General features: G+C 35.8%; 23 protein-coding genes and 1 other annotated feature. Of the genes, 20 read left to right on the top strand and 3 right to left on the bottom strand.

What is annotated here, in order from left to right; genetic code table 11:
• Window positions 1–62: 62 nt before the first annotated feature.
• The 12 genes from radC (at window position 63) to rpmA (ending at window position 10,212) form a co-directional block, all read left to right on the top strand.
• On the top strand, window positions 63–752 hold the full coding sequence (radC, locus tag BKP37_RS18680) for a RadC family protein (RefSeq protein WP_071311136.1): 690 nt from the start codon (window positions 63–65) through the stop codon (window positions 750–752).
• Window positions 753–1,040: 288 nt separating this feature from the next.
• Window positions 1,041–2,078 (top strand): rod shape-determining protein, encoded by a 1,038-nt coding sequence (locus tag BKP37_RS18675; protein ID WP_071311135.1) that lies wholly within the window; start codon window positions 1,041–1,043, stop codon window positions 2,076–2,078.
• Between the two features lie 13 nt (window positions 2,079–2,091).
• Window positions 2,092–2,970, top strand: coding sequence for a rod shape-determining protein MreC (mreC, locus tag BKP37_RS18670; RefSeq protein ID WP_071311134.1), 879 nt, complete (start codon window positions 2,092–2,094; stop codon window positions 2,968–2,970).
• Window position 2,971: 1 nt separating this feature from the next.
• On the top strand, window positions 2,972–3,532 hold the full coding sequence (gene mreD / locus BKP37_RS18665; RefSeq protein ID WP_071311133.1) for a rod shape-determining protein MreD: 561 nt from the start codon (window positions 2,972–2,974) through the stop codon (window positions 3,530–3,532).
• A 30-nt stretch (window positions 3,533–3,562) separates the two neighbouring features.
• The gene (gene minC, locus BKP37_RS18660; RefSeq protein ID WP_071311132.1) at window positions 3,563–4,228 is read left to right on the top strand and encodes a septum site-determining protein MinC; all 666 of its coding nucleotides are present in this window, start codon (window positions 3,563–3,565) and stop codon (window positions 4,226–4,228) included.
• A gap of 116 nt (window positions 4,229–4,344) precedes the next feature.
• Window positions 4,345–5,142, top strand: coding sequence for a septum site-determining protein MinD (minD, locus tag BKP37_RS18655; RefSeq protein ID WP_071311131.1), 798 nt, complete (start codon window positions 4,345–4,347; stop codon window positions 5,140–5,142).
• 669 nt (window positions 5,143–5,811) lie between these two features.
• Complete coding sequence (locus tag BKP37_RS18650) at window positions 5,812–6,600, top strand: M23 family metallopeptidase (protein ID WP_071311130.1); 789 nt, start codon at window positions 5,812–5,814, stop codon at window positions 6,598–6,600.
• A 1-nt stretch (window position 6,601) separates the two neighbouring features.
• Window positions 6,602–7,459, top strand: coding sequence for a M50 family metallopeptidase (locus BKP37_RS18645; protein ID WP_071311209.1), 858 nt, complete (start codon window positions 6,602–6,604; stop codon window positions 7,457–7,459).
• Window positions 7,460–7,557: 98 nt separating this feature from the next.
• On the top strand, window positions 7,558–9,042 hold the full coding sequence (locus BKP37_RS18640) for an Rne/Rng family ribonuclease (protein WP_071311129.1): 1,485 nt from the start codon (window positions 7,558–7,560) through the stop codon (window positions 9,040–9,042).
• A gap of 119 nt (window positions 9,043–9,161) precedes the next feature.
• Window positions 9,162–9,242 (top strand) — a sequence feature (ribosomal protein L21 leader region).
• A 15-nt stretch (window positions 9,243–9,257) separates the two neighbouring features.
• Entirely contained in the window at window positions 9,258–9,566 is a 309-nt protein-coding gene (gene rplU / locus BKP37_RS18635; protein ID WP_071311128.1) for a 50S ribosomal protein L21, read from the top strand.
• Between the two features lie 9 nt (window positions 9,567–9,575).
• Complete coding sequence (locus BKP37_RS18630) at window positions 9,576–9,908, top strand: ribosomal-processing cysteine protease Prp (protein ID WP_071311127.1); 333 nt, start codon at window positions 9,576–9,578, stop codon at window positions 9,906–9,908.
• Between the two features lie 13 nt (window positions 9,909–9,921).
• Window positions 9,922–10,212: a 50S ribosomal protein L27 gene (rpmA, locus tag BKP37_RS18625; protein ID WP_071311126.1), complete on the top strand. Its 291-nt coding sequence runs from the start codon at window positions 9,922–9,924 to the stop codon at window positions 10,210–10,212.
• Between the two features lie 521 nt (window positions 10,213–10,733).
• On the opposite strand, the gene BKP37_RS18620 is transcribed toward rpmA, so the two are convergent.
• From BKP37_RS18620 to BKP37_RS18610, 3 genes are read right to left on the bottom strand one after another with little or no spacing between them, the layout of a single operon-like run.
• The gene (locus BKP37_RS18620) at window positions 10,734–11,621 is read right to left on the bottom strand and encodes a glycine betaine ABC transporter substrate-binding protein (protein ID WP_071311125.1); all 888 of its coding nucleotides are present in this window, start codon (window positions 11,619–11,621) and stop codon (window positions 10,734–10,736) included.
• 28 nt (window positions 11,622–11,649) lie between these two features.
• Entirely contained in the window at window positions 11,650–12,483 is an 834-nt protein-coding gene (locus tag BKP37_RS18615; protein ID WP_071311124.1) for an ABC transporter permease, read from the bottom strand.
• Window positions 12,483–13,682 carry a quaternary amine ABC transporter ATP-binding protein gene (locus tag BKP37_RS18610; RefSeq protein WP_071311123.1) on the bottom strand — a complete coding sequence of 400 codons (1,200 nt, stop codon included), beginning with the start codon at window positions 13,680–13,682 and terminating at the stop codon, window positions 12,483–12,485. Before BKP37_RS18610 ends, BKP37_RS18615 begins: the two co-directional genes overlap by 1 nt.
• A gap of 140 nt (window positions 13,683–13,822) precedes the next feature.
• On the opposite strand from BKP37_RS18610, the gene BKP37_RS18605 reads away from it, so the two are divergent.
• From BKP37_RS18605 to BKP37_RS18570, 8 genes are all read left to right on the top strand, one after another.
• A complete protein-coding gene (locus tag BKP37_RS18605) occupies window positions 13,823–14,032 on the top strand; it encodes a hypothetical protein (RefSeq protein ID WP_071311122.1) in 210 nt (69 codons plus the stop codon).
• Window positions 14,033–14,172: 140 nt separating this feature from the next.
• A complete protein-coding gene (locus tag BKP37_RS18600) occupies window positions 14,173–14,907 on the top strand; it encodes an MBL fold metallo-hydrolase (protein ID WP_071311121.1) in 735 nt (244 codons plus the stop codon).
• Window positions 14,908–15,091: 184 nt separating this feature from the next.
• Window positions 15,092–16,099, top strand: coding sequence for a PstS family phosphate ABC transporter substrate-binding protein (locus tag BKP37_RS18595; RefSeq protein ID WP_084034891.1), 1,008 nt, complete (start codon window positions 15,092–15,094; stop codon window positions 16,097–16,099).
• Window positions 16,100–16,214: 115 nt separating this feature from the next.
• Window positions 16,215–17,150 carry a phosphate ABC transporter permease subunit PstC gene (pstC, locus tag BKP37_RS18590; protein ID WP_071311120.1) on the top strand — a complete coding sequence of 312 codons (936 nt, stop codon included), beginning with the start codon at window positions 16,215–16,217 and terminating at the stop codon, window positions 17,148–17,150.
• Between the two features lie 2 nt (window positions 17,151–17,152).
• A complete protein-coding gene (pstA, locus tag BKP37_RS18585; protein ID WP_071311119.1) occupies window positions 17,153–18,037 on the top strand; it encodes a phosphate ABC transporter permease PstA in 885 nt (294 codons plus the stop codon).
• Window positions 18,038–18,085: 48 nt separating this feature from the next.
• A complete protein-coding gene (gene pstB / locus BKP37_RS18580; RefSeq protein WP_071311207.1) occupies window positions 18,086–18,904 on the top strand; it encodes a phosphate ABC transporter ATP-binding protein PstB in 819 nt (272 codons plus the stop codon).
• Between the two features lie 14 nt (window positions 18,905–18,918).
• On the top strand, window positions 18,919–19,575 hold the full coding sequence (gene phoU, locus BKP37_RS18575; protein WP_071311118.1) for a phosphate signaling complex protein PhoU: 657 nt from the start codon (window positions 18,919–18,921) through the stop codon (window positions 19,573–19,575).
• A gap of 68 nt (window positions 19,576–19,643) precedes the next feature.
• Entirely contained in the window at window positions 19,644–20,450 is an 807-nt protein-coding gene (locus BKP37_RS18570) for a response regulator transcription factor (protein ID WP_071311117.1), read from the top strand.
• Window positions 20,451–20,570: the final 120 nt, after the last annotated feature.

The following is a 20,570-nucleotide window of genomic DNA, read 5'->3' as shown; positions in this document are numbered from 1 at the left end:
CTTAAGTTTTCGCTACCATGTCTTGCATCAAAAGCTGCTTCCATGAAAAAGGAGGAGAATTTATGCAAGCAAAACCACTAATGATTCGTGATGTGCCAAGTGGTGAAAGACCAAGGGAACGTCTGTTAAAAGAAGGGGCTCAAGCTCTATCTAACCACGAACTCATTGCGACAATTTTAGGTTCCGGGACAAAGCAGGAATCTGTCATTCAGTTATCTCAACGAATTTTACATCATTTTAACGGATTACGTCTATTAAAAGAAGCAACGGTTGAGGAATTGAAAAGCATAAAAGGTATTGGTGATACAAAAGCGGTACAATTACTTGCGGCGATAGAATTGGGGAGTAGAATTCATAAACTGCAGGTAGAAGATCGCTTTATTATTCGCTCACCAGAAGATGTTTCACGCTATGTGATGGAAGACATGCGTTTTTTAACACAAGAACATTTTGTATGCTTATACCTCAACACAAAAAATCATGTTATTTTCAAAAAAACAATTTTTATTGGAAGTCTTAATGCTAGTATTGTACACCCAAGGGAGATATACAAAGAGGCATTTCGACATTCAGCAGCATCAATTATTTGTCTTCATAACCACCCCAGTGGGGACCCGGCGCCAAGTAGAGAAGATATTGAAGTCACTAAGCGTCTTGTTGAAAGTGGAAAAGTAATTGGAATCGAAGTTTTGGATCATATTATTATTGGTGAGAAGAAATTTGTAAGTTTGAAGGAGAAAGGGTATGTTTAAATTCGTAAAAAGTTCGTGAAAAAGAGGAATATTGAAAGTAGGCGCTTTGAAGCGCTTACTTTCAAATTTGTTTTATAAGCTTTGATATTCTCTATGAAACCACTATCCTTTTTTATTTTTTTTAGATATAATCAAATTTATGGATTTATTTATGCTTAAAAAAAGTGTAAGCTTATTTATGGTAACAAAAAACAATTCTAAATAATTTGTTGATAAGCGCCAAGGACCATATACAACTAGAATAACATTTTTAGCGGTAACGCTTTTCGATTGAAGGGAGATACATAGATGTTTGGTGGTTTTTCAAAAGATTTAGGAATAGATTTAGGTACAGCTAATACCCTAGTTTACGTGAAGGGGAAAGGTGTTGTCGTACGTGAACCTTCTGTTGTTGCGATTAGAACAGATACAGGTACGATCGAAGCAGTTGGTAATGATGCAAAGAACATGATCGGTAGAACACCAGGAAATATTGTAGCAGTTAGACCAATGAAAGACGGTGTAATTGCAGACTTTGATACAACTGCAACTATGATGAAATATTTTATTAGGCAAGCACAAAAAAATAGATCGATTTTCACCCGTAAACCAAATGTAATGGTGTGTGTACCGTCAGGAATTACCGCAGTTGAAAAGCGTGCGGTTGAAGATGCTACAAAACAGGCGGGAGCGCGTGAAGCTTATACGATTGAAGAGCCTTTTGCAGCAGCAATTGGTGCAGATCTTCCAGTTTGGGAGCCTACTGGTAGTATGGTTGTCGATATCGGTGGTGGTACGACTGAAGTTGCGATTATTTCATTAGGTGGTATTGTTACGAGCCAGTCAATTCGTGTAGCAGGCGATGAAATGGATGATGCAATTATCCAATATATTAAGAAAGCTTATAACTTAATGATTGGTGAGCGTACAGCTGAAGCTGTTAAGTTTGAAATAGGCTCTGCAGGTATCCCAGAAGGTATTGATGATATGGATATCCGCGGTCGTGACCTTGTTACTGGTTTGCCAAAAACAATCACGATTACTGCAGTGGAAATAGCAGAGGCGCTTGCAGATACAGTTAACACTATTATTGAATCAGTGAAAAATACATTAGAAAAGTCTCCACCAGAATTGGCAGCAGATATTATGGATCGTGGTATTGTTCTAACTGGTGGTGGTGGTTTATTACGAAATCTAGATAGAGTATTAAGTGATGAGACACATATGCCAGTATTGGTGGCTGAAAATCCGTTAGATTGTGTTGCGCTTGGAACAGGGAGAGCTTTAGAAAATCTGCACTTGTTCCGCTCGAAGGCAGGTATTACAGTTCGTTCAAATCGTAAGTAAGTAGGTGTGTTAAATGCCCCAATTTTTTTCAAATAAAAGACTAATAGTGCTTCTCGTTTGTATTATTCTATTGGTGGCATTAGTAGGCTATTCCATGAATGATCGACGAAGCTTAACATGGCCCGAGCAGTTTGTCAAAGATTCAGTCGGTTGGGTCCAGACCGTTTTTCAACAACCCGCTCTTTATGTAGCGGGTTTCTTTGAGAACGTAAATAATATGAAAAATTTATATGAAGAAAACCAGATATTAAAAGCGCACCTAGATAATTATGCCGAAACTGCAGTAGAGGTTAATGTATTAAGAAGGCAAAATGAAAATTTAAAAGAAGCGCTAGATATTACAGAAAGCCTATTTGATCATAATGTTAGGCCAGCCTTAGTTATTCATCGTTCTCCAGATCGTTGGAATGAATATATCGGTATAAATAAAGGTGAACAGCATGGTGTCAAGAGAGATATGGCCGTTATTACATCAAAGGGCTTGGTTGGTAAAGTTAAACATGTTTCGCAATTTACTTCTACTATTCAACTTTTGACAGATCACGATCGTACGAATCGTATTTCTGCAATGGTGGATGCCGAGGACAAAGAAGTATTTGGTTTTATTGAGGGATTTGATGAGATAACTGGAGCATTGATGCTCCGGAAAATAGAGGCAGATGCCGAAATCGAAGAAGGTCAAAAAGTCATTACTTCTGGACTAGGTGGAGTTTTCCCTCAAGGATTGTTAATCGGAGAAATAATTCGTGTTGAGGCAGATGAATATGGACTGACAAAAAATGCATACGTCCAACCATCAGCGAGCTTTCATAATCTAGATTATGTATTAATTATCGAACGTACTAGCCCAAAACTTGGTGATGAGATAATTTCAAAACAGGAGGGAGGATAATATGGTTCGCTTTTTCCTTCCTTTTCTTATTTTCCTCCTTTTCATTATTGAGGGAACGATTATGCAAACTTTTTCTCCTGAACGGTTCGGATCTGAGTACTTTATTATTCCACGATTTGCTTTTCTTGTTGTTCTCGTTTTAAGTATTTTTCTGGGCAGAGCATTGGGTACTGTTTATGGTTTGATTTTAGGTTTGTTCCAAGATGTTGTTTATACTCATATTTTAGGTATTTATATTTTTAGTATGGGTTTAATCGCTTATTTTTTAGGCCTTTCATATAAGTTATTTCAAAAAAATCTGTTTTTATTAATTATTACAGCGGTTTTTGGTACGGTATTATTAGACTACCTAGTTTTCGGTTTACATACAATGATTGGAATAACTGAACTTGCCCATGAGCGCTTTTTTCGAGAAAGACTTCTGCCGAGTATCATTATCAATAGTGTATTCATGATTGTGTTTGCATATCCTTTAAGGAAATTTTTAGTCTTTTTACAAAAATGTGATGACATTGAAGAAAAAATAAACAAAAGAAAAAAGGATTTTAGGTGGCAACGTTGAATAAAAGAAAGTTGAGGTGAACTTTGGAACATGCAAAAAACTAATAATATAACCATAAGAGGGACCAAAGAAGGCCTAATTTTATTTTTAGACGACGAATGTTCGTTTTCTGATCTAGTTAGTGAGCTTGAAGAAAAGCTTTCCTCAAAGTATCCTCAATCTTCAGAAGGACCTGCAGTGCATGTTAAGGTATCTGTTGGAAATCGTTATTTAACAGAAGGACAGACAATTGAGCTTAAGAAAATTATTAATGATAAGCAAAAGTTGATTATTAATGAAATCGAATCGAATGTTATGACGAAGGACGAGGCAGAAGATCTAATAAAAGAATCACAAATGACGACGATTGTAAAAGTAGTTCGCTCAGGTCAAGTTTTAGAAGTTAAAGGAGATCTACTTCTCATCGGTGATGTTAATCCTGGTGGAACTGTAGTTGCTACAGGAAATATTTATATTTTAGGTGTATTACGTGGAATTGCTCATGCAGGTAGTGAAGGGGATAAGGATGCTGTTATTTCTGCTTCAAGAATGGAGCCGTCACAATTAAGAATAGCAGAAATTGTAAGCCGTTCACCAGATTATGAAGAGAATGAGGCACACGAAATGGAATGCGCCTACATAGGTAACGATAGCAATATGGCTATTGAGCGAGTGCAACACTTGGGAAAAATACGTCCTAAAATAACAAATGTTTAGGTAGTTGTAAAGTGTGTAAAAAAATTGTGATAGAAAGCTTTAGTAGTAAAACTATCAAAATCTTGCTACATGTTACATTGTTTATGTTACATTCGAATTAGAAAGGGGAATTTCGCATGGGAGAGGCGATTGTAATAACTTCTGGAAAAGGTGGAGTTGGAAAGACAACTACATCTGCAAATATTGGTACTGCCCTTGCGCTTTCAGGTAAAAGAGTTTGCTTAGTGGATACAGATATCGGTCTTCGTAACCTTGATGTTGTTATGGGGTTAGAAAATCGAATTATCTATGATATCGTTGATGTTGTTGAGGAACGTTGTCGTCTTCATCAAGCCTTAATAAAAGACAAGCGATTTGAATGTTTAATGCTTTTGCCAGCTGCTCAAACAAAGGATAAAGCAGCTATAAATCCAGAGCAAATGAAATTTATGATTAACGAGTTAAAAGAAGATTATGATTACGTAATTATTGACTGTCCAGCAGGAATTGAACAAGGCTTTAAAAATGCTGTTGCAGGTGCTGATAAAGCAATAGTAGTTACGACACCTGAAACATCTGCTGTTCGTGATGCAGATCGGATAATTGGACTTCTTGAGCAAATTGACATAGAACCGCCGAAATTAGTCGTTAATCGGATTCGTAGTCATATGATGAAAAATGGGGATATGCTTGATGTTGATGAAATTGTATCAATTTTAGCTATTGAACTTTTAGGAATTGTTGCTGATGACGATGATGTCATAAAAGCATCAAATAAAGGTGAGCCAATTGCTTTTCAACCAAACAGTCGAGCTTCACTTGCCTATCGAAATATTGCTAGACGTATCTTAGGTGAATCTGTGCCTTTAATGTCTCTAGATGAAGATAAAGGTATGTTTTCAAAAGTGAAAAAGTTTTTTGGAATGCGAGCGTAATTTAATCAAACTGATTTGTACTTAAGGGGCATAGACCCTCATCTCTAAGCGTAGCGTAGGTGGGAACTTCCATTCAGGTGGAGTTGAGACTCCATCTGAATTTCCGATGTTCTAGCGAAGCTAGAACGAGTTCTCTTGCTTCTTTTTTTAGGGAAGTGAGAATCGTTTAATTAACAAAATCTAATAGTAAACACGTGAAAGTTAGCAGGGGAATTCTTGCTAGCTTTTTTTCAGTATCAGAATTTATAAGTTTCTAACTTGGAAACTGTCTAGCTCCAGGCGCCATCGGCTCGATCACTTCAGACAAGCAACGGACTTCAATTACTGCTTGAGATCCTTCGTCGATTAGCCTCATGTAGCTTTGCTTCGAGGAAGCTTGCTACGAAGCTATGCTAGAAGACGCAGAAGCACATAGATTTCGGTCAAAAACCCGACCGCTACGAGCAGGTCTTCCAGTGTTTGTCGCCGATAGGCGGGCGCCTTGCGCTTTTCTTGTTATATAAAGTGGGTTCTTCTATAAAAGAATGTAGCATAACCTCTCGGGACAAGTCATATCTATAAGTAATAATCGTAGAATGTAAAATGTAAAATGAATGATCTTTTAAATTAAGATCTACCACACATCCATTTTACATTCTACATTTTGCATATAAAAGGGGATGAGAGTAGATGGCGAATAGGATAGACAAACTTCGTCGAGAAATTGAAGCTAGAAGGAAGAAGATTAATAGTTCGATTGATAGGAAAGAACGCTCACAACCTCAGTATTACCCTAGTCATAGTGAGTCAAGAGATGATTCTGACTTCTACTTTGCTGGTGATTCCAATGAGACGGGACAGTCTGAAGAGAAGTTTTTTCGAAAAGAGATTTTTGTCTTACAAGTACTTGCTGCTATTTGTTTATTTTTAGTTGTCGGAATATTATTTAAAACTCAATCTCCTCAATTCGAAGGAGCTAGACAATTTGTAAAAACCTCGTTTGAAGAAGAATTTCAATTTACTGTTGTGGCTGATTGGTATGAAAACCAATTTGGTAAACCTTTAGCTCTACTTCCAACAACTACGAATATCGCATTAAATGATTTCGAGAGTGAAGAATTACATGTTGCATATGCTGTGCCAGCTGTCGGTAGAGTGGCACAAGAGTTTGAGCAAGATGGAAAAGGGGTCATAGTTGAGACGACCTCGACTTCTAATGTTGAAGCTGTTAAAAGTGGTATGGTAAGGTTTGTAGCTGAAGAAGAAACATTGGGCAAAACGATTATTATAGCTCACTATGATGGAGGTGAATCATGGTATGGAATGCTTGATCATGTAGAGGTAAACTTATACGATCATGTAGAGCCAGGTAGTAAGATTGGAACAGTATCTCTAAAAGACAATAATGGTTTTTACTACTTTGCGTTAAAAGAAGGAGAAACCTTCATTAATCCAATTGATGTGATTTCATTTGACTAATATGGGTTCCTTAGTTAAAAAAATTAAAATTAATCCACTTTTTTGGTTCGTAATCGGTATTGGTATTTTTACTGGTTATTTTAGAGAAGTTATCATGGTTTTTAGCATTGTTTTTATTCATGAAATGGGTCATAGTGTGGCGGCCCATTATTTTAAGTGGAGAATTCGAAAAATTGAACTTCTGCCTTTTGGTGGAGTTGCTGAGGTTGAAGAGTATGGTAATCGTCCGTTAAAAGAAGAATTTATTGTAATTATAGCTGGTCCATTACAACACATATGGTTAATTTCCATATCTTTTTTCCTCCTTCCGTTTGATTTTTGGACTAGTACCGACCACATGTTGTTTTTGACTCATAATTTAATGATATTATTGTTCAACTTACTACCTATTTGGCCACTTGATGGTGGTAAATTAATGTATTTACTCTTTTCCAAAAGACTTCCATTTCTCCAAGGCCTTACTACAACTTTGAAAATCTCGTTGTTTTTATTATTTTTGTTTACAGTTATTAGTATTTATTTGTTCCCGTTTCATTTAAATCTGTGGGTGGTTTTACTATTTCTTTTGTTTAGTCACTATTCTGAATGGAAACAACGAAGTTATGCTTATATGCGCTTTTTAATGGAAAGGCATAATCAAAAACATAACCCCTTTATTCAAACGATACCGATTGTAGTTCCTGATAAATCAACTGTACAAGATGTCATAAAAAGGTTTCAACGTGGTGTAAAGCACAAAGTTATCGTCAAAAACCAATCTTATGGACCATTGAGAGTTATTCCAGAAAATATAATTTTAGAAGCTTTCTTTGAACAAAATAAGGCATCAGTACCTATTGGTCGCCTTTTACCACCATAATTTTTGGTGTTTGTAATTAAAAGATGCTATACTTAAGTAGTAACCAGCCTTATAAAGGCTGGTTTTTTCACCTTACTAGACGTTAAAGAGGGATACCATTGAAATCATTTATTTTTAATATGTTAACAAATGAAAGAAGACTAGCGATTCTCGAAAATAAAAAAGTAGTAGAAATCTTAATCGAGCGTCCTCAAATTAATAAAATTGTTGGTAATGTGTACAAAGGTAAAGTAGTAAATGTACTTCCTGGAATGCAAGCAGCATTTGTGGATATTGGATTAGACAAGAATGGCTTTTTATATAGAGATGAGCTTTTGAGTTATCAACAACTAGAAGAAACAGATGAAGTGAAAAAAGAAAAATCAATCTCACAATTTGTAACGGTGGGTCAAGAGCTATTAGTACAAGTGACAAAAGAGGGATTCGGTAAAAAAGGACCAAGACTGACTGAAGTTGTTTCTTTTCCTGGCAAATACATTGTGTATATGCCAAATGGAGGTTATGTTGGTGTATCGAAACGGATGCAAACCGAAGATGTACGCGAGAAATGGCGTAAAATTGGGGAAGAACTTTGTGTTGGCAAGGAAGGTATGATTATTCGTACAGCTTCTGAAAATTTAACAGAAGAGAATGTTGCTCAAGATTTATTTTTTCTACGGAAGCTTTGGGAAGACGTTTGGAAAGACGGAAAAACCTTAAAACCACCTACTTTAATTTATGAGGATAAATCAATTTTAGAAAAAGTGATGAGGGACTTTGACTTTGATGATCTAGACGAAATTGTTATCGATTCATTGGACGAATATCTACTAATAAAAAATATGTTTCAACCTTATCCAAACCTTTTCGAAAAACTTCGCTTCTATCAACAAAGGGAAAACATATTTTCCTTTTATCATATTGAATCAGAGCTTGAAAAAGCTTTGCGAAGACAAGTTTGGTTGAAAAGTGGTGCGTATTTAGTCATTGATCAAACCGAAGCTCTGACTGTTTTTGATGTAAATACCGGTAAATATACTGGAAAGTTAGATTTACAAGAAACGATCGTAAAAACAAACATTGATGCTGCTAAAGAAATCGCAAGACAGTTACGACTTCGAGATATTGGCGGTATTATTATTATAGACTTCATTGATATGAAAAACGATAAAGATAAACAAACTGTTTTAAATGCGTTTAATCAAACTTTAAAAAATGATCGTACTAAAACAAATGTAGTAGGATTTACTGGACTAGGGTTATTAGAAATGACCCGTAAGAAAGCCCGTCAAAATCTACAGGATAGTGTTTCGACTATTTGCCCTGCTTGTTTTGGTAAAGGAAAAGTACTTTCGGACGAAGCTGTCGCACATAAAGTAGAGAGAGCATTATGGGAATATAAAGGTATGGATAGTGAAGCGTTACTCGTGGAAGTCCCAGCGAATGTTGTTCCGATTCTTAAAGGTCCTAAAGACAAAAATCTATTCCGACTACAAACCGTTCTTCATTATCAACTATTTATTAAAGAAAACGAAAAGCTCGCGCCAAACGACTTTGAGATTCGATTCATCGGTAGTATTGAGGAAGTCGAACAAAGGTTGTAGAAGTTTAATGTATTTTGGTTTTCTTCAAAAGCTGTTATTAAATTCTCTATTGGAAACATCGTTGACTCTAACTACTAAAAATGGTATTATATTTTTTGTTAGTTATTTGGATAACCTCCAAAGAGCTATAACCGCTCATAAAAGGGTTTTAAAGAATTTACTCGTGTAAATCACCCTCGGTGGCGAGTCTGAGTATAATAAGGAGGTGCACGTTAATGTACGCAATTATTGAAACTGGTGGTAAGCAAATTAAAGTTCAAGAAGGTCAAGAGATCTACATTGAGAAGTTAGATGCTGAAGTTGGTGCAACAGTAAGCTTTGACAACGTATTAATGGTTGGTGGTGACTCTGTGAAAGTAGGAGCTCCATTCGTAGAAGGAGCAACTGTTACTGCTAAAGTTGAAAAAGTAGGTCGCGCTAAGAAAATCTTAGTTTATAAATACAAAGCTAAGAAAAACTATCGTCGTAAGCAAGGTCATCGTCAACCTTACACTAAAGTTGTAATCGAAAAGATTAACGCGTAAGGAATTGACATGATTACTGTTACAGTTGTTCGACATACTGATAACAACATTGTTTCCTTTGAAATGAGTGGCCATGCCGATAGTGGACCATATGGACAAGATATTGTTTGTGCTGGGGCTTCAGCCGTTTCATTTGGAACTGTAAATGCTATCGATAAATTATGTGATGTTCAATTAGAAGTGGAAATGGATGATGATGGTGGCTTTCTCCGCTGCACTGTCCCAAAAGGCTTGGACGTGTCAACTTATGAGAAAGTTCAGCTTCTTCTAGAAGCAATGGTTGTTTCACTCACTTCAATTAGTGAACAGTACGGTAAACATATCAAAATTAGTGAAACCTAGGAGGTGAACTCATATGTTAAAAATGAACCTTCAATTTTTCGCATCGAAAAAAGGGGTAGGTAGTACAAAGAACGGTCGTGACTCAATCTCGAAGCGTCTTGGTACAAAGCGTGCTGACGGTCAAACGGTAACTGGCGGATCTATTTTAGTTCGTCAACGTGGAACACGTATTTACCCTGGTGTAAACGTAGGTAGAGGTGGAGATGACACTTTATTCGCTAAAGTTGACGGCGTAGTCAAGTTTGAACGCGTTGGTCGTGACAGAAAGCAAGTAAGTGTATACCCAGTAGCTCAAGAAGCTTAAGAACTCTAAAACGATAAGTCCTAGCCATTTGGTTAGGGCTTTTTCTAATCATTTAAAATGTAAAGTAGTGTATTTTTTTTGCAGTATCAGAATTTAAAAATTTCTAACTTGAAAACTTTCTAGCGCAAGCAGCCTACGAGCTCGGTCACTTCAGTCAAGCTACTGACTTCAATAACTACATGAATAACGTCTCTGAATAGCTTCATGCAGCTTTGCTCCTGCGGTTACTCGTCGCACAAAACACTGCTTCGAGGAAGCTTACTAAGAAGCAATACTAGAAGACGCTAGAAGCACGTAGGAAGCCAAAGAGCGGCTTCTGTCAAAGAACGCCACAGTGAAGCTACTACTTGGATTACTACGAAGCTGCTTTGCGACGAGCAAACGGAGTGGCACAGGAGCAGCTGCTCGTGACCAAGGCGCTTGCGCTTTTCTTATTTTTATGGATGAATTTTATTATTCATTTCAGTTAGGACAAAATAGGGTGTTCAAAAGCTATGCTTTTGAACACCCTATTTTCGATTTTATTCGCTTTCGCCTTTCATTTCTGCTACTTTTTCTTGGTTATTATCAATCCATTCACGAGCTACTTCCCCTGCAGAACGTCCATTATCGATTTCCACAATCATTTGTTCAATATCACCAACATCAATACTCCAATTACTTAAAAACTCATATGCTTCAGGAATACGGTCTTTAAATTCATTATTTGTTAAGACATGAACTTCTGAAGTGGAAAAAAAGTCTTCCTGACCTTCTAAAACTTTCAAATCGTAGTCGACAAACATTGGATGAGGTCTCCAACCAAGAAAAATAACGGGTCTTTCCGCTCCAATTTGTCTTGCTACTTGAGCAAGCATACCGCCTTCACTTGATGCAACATATTGTAAACCCAAGTCGAATTCTTCAATCATCTCTCTTGAAGTAATAGTCATTCCAGCGCCTTCTTCAATACCATAGATTTCTCCATCAAACATATCTTCATTTCCTTTAATGTCTTCAATCGAGTTAATTTCCTCTACGTATGTTGGGGTAACCCACCCTAACTCACCGTCTGGATAGCTTATAGCAATGCTATCTATGTTATCTCCAAATTGCTCTATATAGCTTGCGTGCATATCAGGTAACCAAGCATCCATGAAAACATCGATGTCACCTCGTGATAGGCCTGTATAGACACCACCAGCATCAGCTTCAATCTGGTTTACTTCATAACCCATATCCTCTAAAAGTAACATTGCAATCGTAGTTGGTGGAATTGTACTCGTCCAAGGAGTCATTCCAAATGTAATTGATTGGTCTTGAGCAGGTTGATCACCTGCTTGTGGATCTTCTGCAGTATCTGCAGGACCACACCCGATAACTAATGCGAAAATCGTAAGCGTAAAGAGAAGTAATTTTATATGTTTCATCGAATTTTTCTACCTCCTTGAAATATTATTACTTAGTTTTTTCACCTATTCCTTGAGTTATTCTATCTAAGATGATGGCTAGAACAACAATACCTAACCCACCTGTTAATCCTAGACCGACATTTACTCTTGATATCCCTGCTAGAACTACTGACCCTAGTCCTGGTGCACCAATCATTGAAGCGATAACAGCCATAGATAAAGCTAGCATAATGGTTTGGTTAATTCCCGCCATAATCGTAGGGATAGCCATAGGTAATTGTACTTTTGTAAGCATTTGCCAATAAGTGGAACCGAAAGCTCTAGCAGCTTCAACGACGTCAGTAGGTACTTGTTTTATACCTAAAGTAGTCATTCTTACTGCAGGAGGAGTAGCAAAAACAAATGTTGAGATAACTGCTGGTACTCCACCTAAGCCAAATAAGAGAATGGCAGGAATTAAATAAACGAAACTTGGTAAAGTTTGCATAAAGTCTAATATAGGTCTAACTATCCTGTTAACAAGCGGAGACTTAGCACTCCAAATGCCTATTGGGATACCAATAACTATTGAGAAAATTGTAGCCACAATGACAATCGCTAATGTTTGCATTGCTGCATACCAAAGGTCAACAGAACCTAAATAAAGCGAACCGATTAATGTAAATATAGCTACACCAGTCCCAGCAAAACGCCAAGCTAAAATAATTAATATTAGCGCCATTAATTCAGGTGGTAAAAAATTCAATAAATCAGTAACGAATGATATAAAAGTAGCAACGATTGAACTGATTGAGTCAAAGAAGCCACCTAATACTGGGATTAACCAATTATTAACAAAGCGATTTGTCCATTCCTCCAAAGGTAAATGGAAGTAATTCATTATTCACTCACCTCCTCTCGTTGTTTTCCAAGAGTAAGTCCTGAGAGGATTGAAACTCTTACGATAATACCCAATAACTTATCGTCTTCAACAACGGCTATAGGGTATTTCGTTTCGGTTGCAATTTGGATTAAATCACTTAAAGGTGTATCTGGTGCTGTCGTATGGTATTCACGGGTTAAAACGTCCTCAACCCACGAGTTGCTTTTATAGGCTTTAATTGCTTCATCAATGGTTAATAATCCTTTTAAGTTTTTCTCTTTATCAACAACAAAAATACTTGATAAGCCAGCGTCCTCCATTTTTCGAATCGCTGCTCTTGCCCCCTCTTTCCAAGTAGTTATCACATCAGGTTTCTTCATAATATTTGAAGCCACAAGTACTTTTGTTCGGTCAACATCTTCAACAAAGTTTGACACATATTCATTAGCGGGATTTTCCAAAATTTCTTCAGGAGTTCCAATTTGAACTATGACACCATTTTTCATAATCGCTATACGATCTCCTAATTTAAGTGCTTCATCTAAATCATGGGTAATAAATAAAATTGTTTTTCCTAATTTACTTTGCAACATTAATAATTCATCTTGCATTTCTTTTCTAATAAGGGGATCAAGAGCGCTAAAAGCTTCATCCATAAGCAAAATGTCAGTGTCATTTGCTAATGCTCTAGCTAGTCCAACACGCTGTTGCATACCACCACTTAGTTCATCAGGGTAACTGTTTTCGTATCCTTTAAGTCCAACATCTTCTATTGATTTTAAAGCTTTTTCTGCTCGTTCACTTTTAGGAACATCCTGTATTTCTAGCCCGTACTCAACATTAGTAGCTACAGTTCGATGCGGAAAAAGGGCAAATTTCTGAAAAACCATTCCTAGTTTTTTTCTTCGCGTATTCATTAAGTCATTTTTATTCATATTTGTAATGTTTTTACCGTCAATTAATATATCACCCGAAGTAGGTTCGATTAGGCGATTAATCAAACGAATTAATGTTGATTTTCCACTACCTGATAAACCCATAATAACGAAGAACTCACCTTCGTTAATTTTAAAGCTTGCTTGGTTAACACCGACTGTAAGTCCAGTTTCACTCAGAATCTTCTCCTTACTCTGGCCTTCCTTTAATCGTTTTATTCCTTCTTTAGGATTATGACCAAAGATTTTAGTTAAATTATTTACCTCGATTTTATACTGCATATTCAATTTCTCCTTTAAGCTAGCTTGTCTCATGATTATCGTTAGCTACTTCTCCATGAATATTCTTTTTTTGCAAAAGTGAATAAGATTTATGAAAAAAATTGACTATATAAATAAAGAATTGAGGAGGCAAATTGTTTATGATGAAGAATTACAAAAACTTACTCAAGAAACAGTTAAGATCGATTATGAAGGAAACGGATAATCCAGCGATCATCCAAGATGTTACAGATACTGAGTTCGGGGTGATCCCTGGAGATTTTCAAAAACAGGTTTTTCGTCAAAGAAATAAAGATAATAATGTAACGAGAAATAGTACAGATGGAAAAACGTGGAATGATCTTGAGTAGAAATGGTATACAGTAAATTTTGAATGAAAGTCCTAGCTAAATTGGCTAGGACTTTCATCCATTTGTTAGAATGTTAAATGAATCTATAAAATAGGTTATCTACATATAGTTTACGTTATGTATAAACAAAGGGGGATAAAATGAAATTAACCATTGTAGGACACTGGGGGGCATTTCCAGAAGTAGGAGAGGCTACTTCTTGTTATTTATTAGAGCATGATGGATTTAGATTACTTGTCGATTGTGGTAGCGGTGCTCTGTCTCAACTACAACACTACTGTTCATTGGCTGATCTAGATGCAGTAATTATTTCTCATTATCACCATGATCATATAGCCGATATTGGCTCACTTCAGTATAGTCGTCTAGTTGATCAGCAGTTAAATAGGACAAATCAACCACTTTCATTTTATGCACACGCTTATGATCAAAAAGAGTTTCAAAAGTTAGCAAAGCCACCCCATGTACTATCATTCATTTATAATGAAAAAGCAGAATCTAAGATTGGTCCTTTTCGAATAACCTATTTAGAAACTAATCATAAAGCAAAATGTTTTGCGATGCGTTTTGAAGTTGCAGGTAAGTCAATTGTGTATTCAGCAGATAGTAGTTATAAAGAAGCGTTTATCGAGTTTGCTAAAGATACCGATCTATTCATTTGTGAAACTAGTTTTTATGCGAACCAAGACGGAAAGCCGTATGGTCATATGAACAGTCTTGATGCGGCTACTATTGCTAGGAATTCAAGTGTGAAAAAACTCATACTTACACATTTACCGCATTTTGGTGACCAACGAAAACTAGTAGAAGAAGCGAAAGACGTTTATCAAGGCGAAGTAATGTTGGCTAAAAAAGGACTAACTATACAGATTTAGCAAGTAACCTCATGAAAATGAGGTTTTTTTAATTCATTTACAATTCATTTACATTCCATTACAAATCATTTACATCTAATTTATTCCCCCTTAACATTCCGCTACTATACTAGCAATTGTGATAGAGAAAAAACAAACTCTATCAAACAAATTCTGAAGGTTAAACATAGGGAGGAAATTAGTAGTGAATTTCAAAAAGATTTTTTTATTACTAGCTTTGGTAACATTAATGGCAATGGTTGTAGCATGTGGCAACAACGACACAGCAAGTGAGAAAAACGAGGAGTCTACTAATCAAATAGAAACAGAGCAAGAAATTCAAGAAGAAAAACTCTCTGGATCAGTTGTTATCGATGGTTCTGGTACAGTTTATCCTTTAATGGCTCGTATAGCTGAAGAGTATATGGTAGAAGTTGAACCAAACGTAAGTGTAGAGGTTAGTCGTGCAGGAACAAGTGCTGGAATGAAAAAATATGTAGTTGGAGAAACAGACTTTTCGAATGCTTCGCGTGAAATTAAAGAAGAAGAAATAGCAGAACTAGAAGCAAATAATATTGATTCAAAAGAATTTAAAATTGCTCTTGATGGTATGACATTAGTTATTAACCCTCAAAACGATTGGGCAACTGAGATGACTGAAGAAGAAATTACAACAATGTTCGTAACTGGAGCGATTAAAGATAATGATGAAGTTTTATGGTCAGATATTCGACCGGAATGGCCAGCTGAAAAAATTAACTTTTATGGTCCAAACGAGAACCATGGAACGTATGAATTTTTCGTTGAAGTACTACTTCAAAAGCAAGATTTAGTAAATGGAATTAACTTACAACAAGAATATTCTACATTAGTAAATTTAGTTTCTGAAGACAAAAATGGAATTGCATTTTTCGGATATGGTTACTATGCAAATAACTCAGATAAAATTACGGCTGTTAAAGTAGATTTTGGAAATGGTCCTGTAGGTCCTTCATTAGACACAATAGCAGAAGACGGTGAGTATGGTCCATTTACTCGTCCAGTATTTACAAACTTAAGTATTGACTCAGCTAAGGAAAAGGCACAAGTTAAAGCCTTCGCTGAGTACGTATTTGGAGAAGGTGCTGGTAAATTTGCAGGGGAGACTGGATTTGCACCTCTTCCTAAAGCGGAATTACAGGAAAGTTTAGAGTTTGTAAAATCAATCAAGTAAATGCCTGATCATAGTTTGAAGATGGGCTGTACGCAAGTACACCTCGTCTTCATACTATTTTCATGTATTATAGTTTTAACTTAAAGAGAATGAGTAAGGGAAGGGGCAGTTCATCATGGCGAAGATAGAGAGCGTCAAAGATCTAATCTATAAGAAGAAACAGTCAACTAGTGCTACAAGCATCATCGAAAAAATCGTTCCCGTTGTTCTTTTTCTTACAGCACTTATTTCTATCTTAACTACTGTAGGAATTGTAATGACATTAGTTTTTGAAACAGTATTATTTTTTAAAGAAGTATCTTTTATACAATTTTTCACCAGTACAGAATTAAGACCATTAAGTCCTGTTGAGCCTAAATTCAGTATCTTACCATTAGTGATGGGGACGTTACTGACATCTGTTATTGCCATGTTTGTTGCTATTCCAATAGGTTTAACAACAGCCGTTTTTTTAAGTGAGTACGCAACGGAAAATACAAGAAAAATATTAAAACCAATCATTGAAGTTCTAGCTGGAATACCAACAATAGTTTATGGATTCTTTGCTTTTACATTCGTAACACCAATATTAAGAGAATTTATACCAGCTCTACAAGCGACGAATGCATTAAGTCCAGGTATTGTGATGGGAATTATGATTATTCCATTAGTAGCATCACTTTCTGAAGATGCCATGAATTCAGTTCCTAATTCGATGAGAGAAGGGGCTATGGCTTTAGGTGCAACAAAATTTGAAGTCACAATGCGTGTTGTTATTCCTGCTGCAATTTCTGGGATTATCGCCTCTTTTGTACTAGGTATTTCAAGAGCGATAGGAGAAACAATGATTGTAACCATCGCAAGTGGTAGTTCAAAAAACTTTACATTTGATATTACTCAATCTATGCAAACAATGACGGCTTATATTGTTGAAGTAACAAGTGGAGATGCTGCAGCCGGGACAACTGCTTATTATAGTTTATACGCTGTAGCAATGACATTATTTGTTTTTACATTATTAATGAATTTACTAGCAAGATATATTTCCCGAAAATATAGGGAGGTTTACTAAACATGAAATATATTGATCTCAATATCGTTCAAAAGAGAATGAATACGAGACTTTTTATAAATCAGCTTGTAAAAAATTTGTTTTTACTATCTACATTATTTGGGTTAGTTATCCTTGTCATCTTACTTTCTCGAGTATATGTAGATAGTATCGGTTGGCTTAACCTTGAGTTTTTAATGAATAAATTATCGACAAGACCTGAACGAGCAGGAATTCAAGGTGCTATTGTAGGGACATTATGGTTAATGGTGATTGTTGGACCAGTAACAATGTTTCTCGGGGTAGGAACAGCCATTTATTTAGAAGAATATGCGAAGAAAGGGAAGTTACATTCGTTTATTCAAACAAATATAACTAATTTGGCTGGAGTTCCATCTATTGTTTTTGGTTTATTAGGATTAACAGTTTTCGTACGCCTATTTGGTCTCGGTTCAATCGTATTAGCAGGTGGGCTAACGATGTCTCTACTCGTTTTACCAATTGTAGTGGTCGCTAGTCAAGAAGCCATACGCTCTGTCCCACAATTTTTGAGAGAAGCTTCTTACGGAATGGGTGCTACAAAATGGCAAACAATCAAAAATGTCATACTTCCCGCGGCTATACCAGGAATTTTAACAGGTGTTATTTTAGCGTTATCGAGAGCAATTGGAGAAACTGCACCACTTGTCGTTATAGGTATTCCAGCATTATTAATACCTATTCCTAGTGGGATATTTGATCGATTTACAGTAATGCCAATGCAAATTTATTATTGGACAATAGACTCTGTTTTAGTTGATGAATATGCAAATCTCGCTGCTGCAACTATTCTTGTATTATTAATTGTGTTGTTTGTTATGAATTCAATTGCCATTGTCATTAGAAACAAATTTCAAAACAGATTTTAAATTTAATATATGGGGGAATGTTAGATGGCAACTTTAACTGTAAAGGATATGGTTAAGGAAGTAAATGAAGCGGATCGTAATATAGCATCAAATGCAGTTCTCGCAGATAAGAAAAAAATTGTCTATAACACGAAAAGTCTAAACCTTTGGTACGGAAAAGATCATGCCTTGAAAAATATTGATCTTCCAATTTATGAAAATGAAGTTACAGCTATTATAGGACCTTCTGGTTGCGGAAAATCAACGTATATTAAAACATTAAATAGAATGGTAGAGCTAGTTCCGACTGTTCGCATTACAGGTGAAATTTTATACCGAGAGCGAAATATTTTTGAAAAGTCATACAGAGTAGAAGAACTTCGTACTCGCGTCGGAATGGTGTTTCAAAAACCAAATCCATTTCCGAAATCAATTTTTGAAAATGTAGCGTACGGACCTAAAATTCATGGTATAAGAGATAAAAAATTATTAAAGGAAATCGTTGAAAAAAGTTTACGAGGAGCAGCTATTTGGGATGAAGTGAAAGACAGACTTCAGGAGAATGCATATGGATTATCGGGTGGACAACAACAACGTTTATGTATTGCGCGATGTTTAGCAATCGAACCAGATGTCATATTAATGGATGAACCAACATCTGCATTAGATCCCATTTCGACTTTAAAAGTTGAAGAACTCGTACAAGAACTTAAGAAAGACTATAGTATCGTAATTGTTACTCATAATATGCAGCAAGCAGCTCGAATTTCAGATAAAACGGCTTTTTTCTTAAATGGTGAAGTAGTTGAATATGATGATACAAATGTCATTTTCTCCAATCCATCAGACAAACGAACAGAAGATTATATTACCGGAAGATTTGGCTAAGGGGCGAAAAGTTCATGCACACAAGAGAAACGTTTCACATAGGATTAGGTAGCTTAAAAGAAAGTATTGTCCTACTAGGCCAACAAGTAGATCAAGCCTTTCATAATGCAATGGATGCTTTTGTTAATAATGATATTGAAAAATTTAAAATTATTAAAGTAAACGATCTGAAAATCAATCAGCAAGAATTAGTTGTTAATGAAAAAGCAACGTTACTAATAGCTAGACAGCAACCTGTTGCCTCAGATCTTAGAAAAATTATCGTTGCCTTTAAGATATCTAGTGACCTAGAGCGTGTAGGTGATTTAGCGGTTGATATTTGTAAAGCCGCAGAAAGAATTCCTAAAACAGAAATGGAAATTGATACAACAATATTAGTAGAAATGGCTATCATTGCTAGTGGAATGGTAACAAATGCATTAAGAGCCTATGAATCAGGAAATGTTTTAGAAGCGCAACAAATAGCTCACCTTGATGATCAAGTTGATGATATGTATGCCAAGTTTGTGAAACAACTTTTTAATATTGTGATCTCAGATCAATTAGAAATTGAACAAGTAACTCAGTTAGCTTTTATTTCACGCTATATTGAAAGAATAGCTGACTATGCGACAAATATTGCTGAGTTAATCATTTACGAAGTAAATGGCCAATATTTTGACTTAAACTAATGATAAGCTGACAAAGAGAGTGGGATTATACCTACTCTTTTTGTTAAAGTTAGTTTCTGGAGGTAAGGATGAGCCAACTAATACTCAAGATAAATCCAGACCCGATTATCACAACAAAAATCAGAGAGGATTTTAACGCTGCAGGCTTTGGACTAATTCATACAAATGATATAGAAGAAGCTCTAGAAATAGTAGATAGATTTGAACCTACTATAATCCTTCTTGATTTAGACTTTATCAGATTCCAAGCATTTGACTTTTGTAGGACGTTACGGCTGCAAAAAGATAATTGGACACCCTTGATTCTAATGTCGGAGAAAGACGAAGAATTTGATTTAGTACTTGGATTAGAACTAGGAGCAGATGATTATATTCGAAAACCAGTTAGATCTAAGGAATTGGTGGCGCGAGTTAAATCAATTTTGAGACGTCAAAGTATTTCATGGCCAAAAAACAAGGAGAAATTTTCTAATGGTGCTAATAACCATGACATAATTATAATTGGAGAACTTACAATTTGTCCCTCAAATTATACCATTAGGATAAATGATAAGATCGTTGATTTTACAAGAAAAGAGTTCGAAATCATTTTATATTTATCTCAAAACAAAGGAACAGCTATATCACGAGAACAACTTTTATCGGTACTAAACGAGGAAGAATTTTTAGCAGATGTACGTGTTATTGATGTTTTTATAAGCAGAATTAGGGAAAAAATTGAGCCATGTCGTAGTAAACCCTCGTATATAAAAACAGTTAGAGGCGTTGGATATATGATGCACCATCAAGATTTACCTTACATAAAGAAAAGCGCAAGATCCCTTAATCATCCATGTACTTATCATGATGATGAATATCCCTTAAAAGGTTTTTAGATTCGCCGCTAATGGAGAAAAGCCTATTCGTCATAGGCTTTTTCTGTTGCTCTAATTTATTGTTGACTCATTAGCTTACTCCAGTTCGCTTTTCAATATCATATATTCAACTCATAGAAA

The organism is Anaerobacillus alkalilacustris (genome assembly GCF_001866005.1).
GTDB lineage: Bacteria > Bacillota > Bacilli > Bacillales > Anaerobacillaceae > Anaerobacillus > Anaerobacillus alkalilacustris.
Note: the sequence above shows the minus strand (reverse complement) of the source record. Positions and strands in the feature narration are given on the sequence as shown.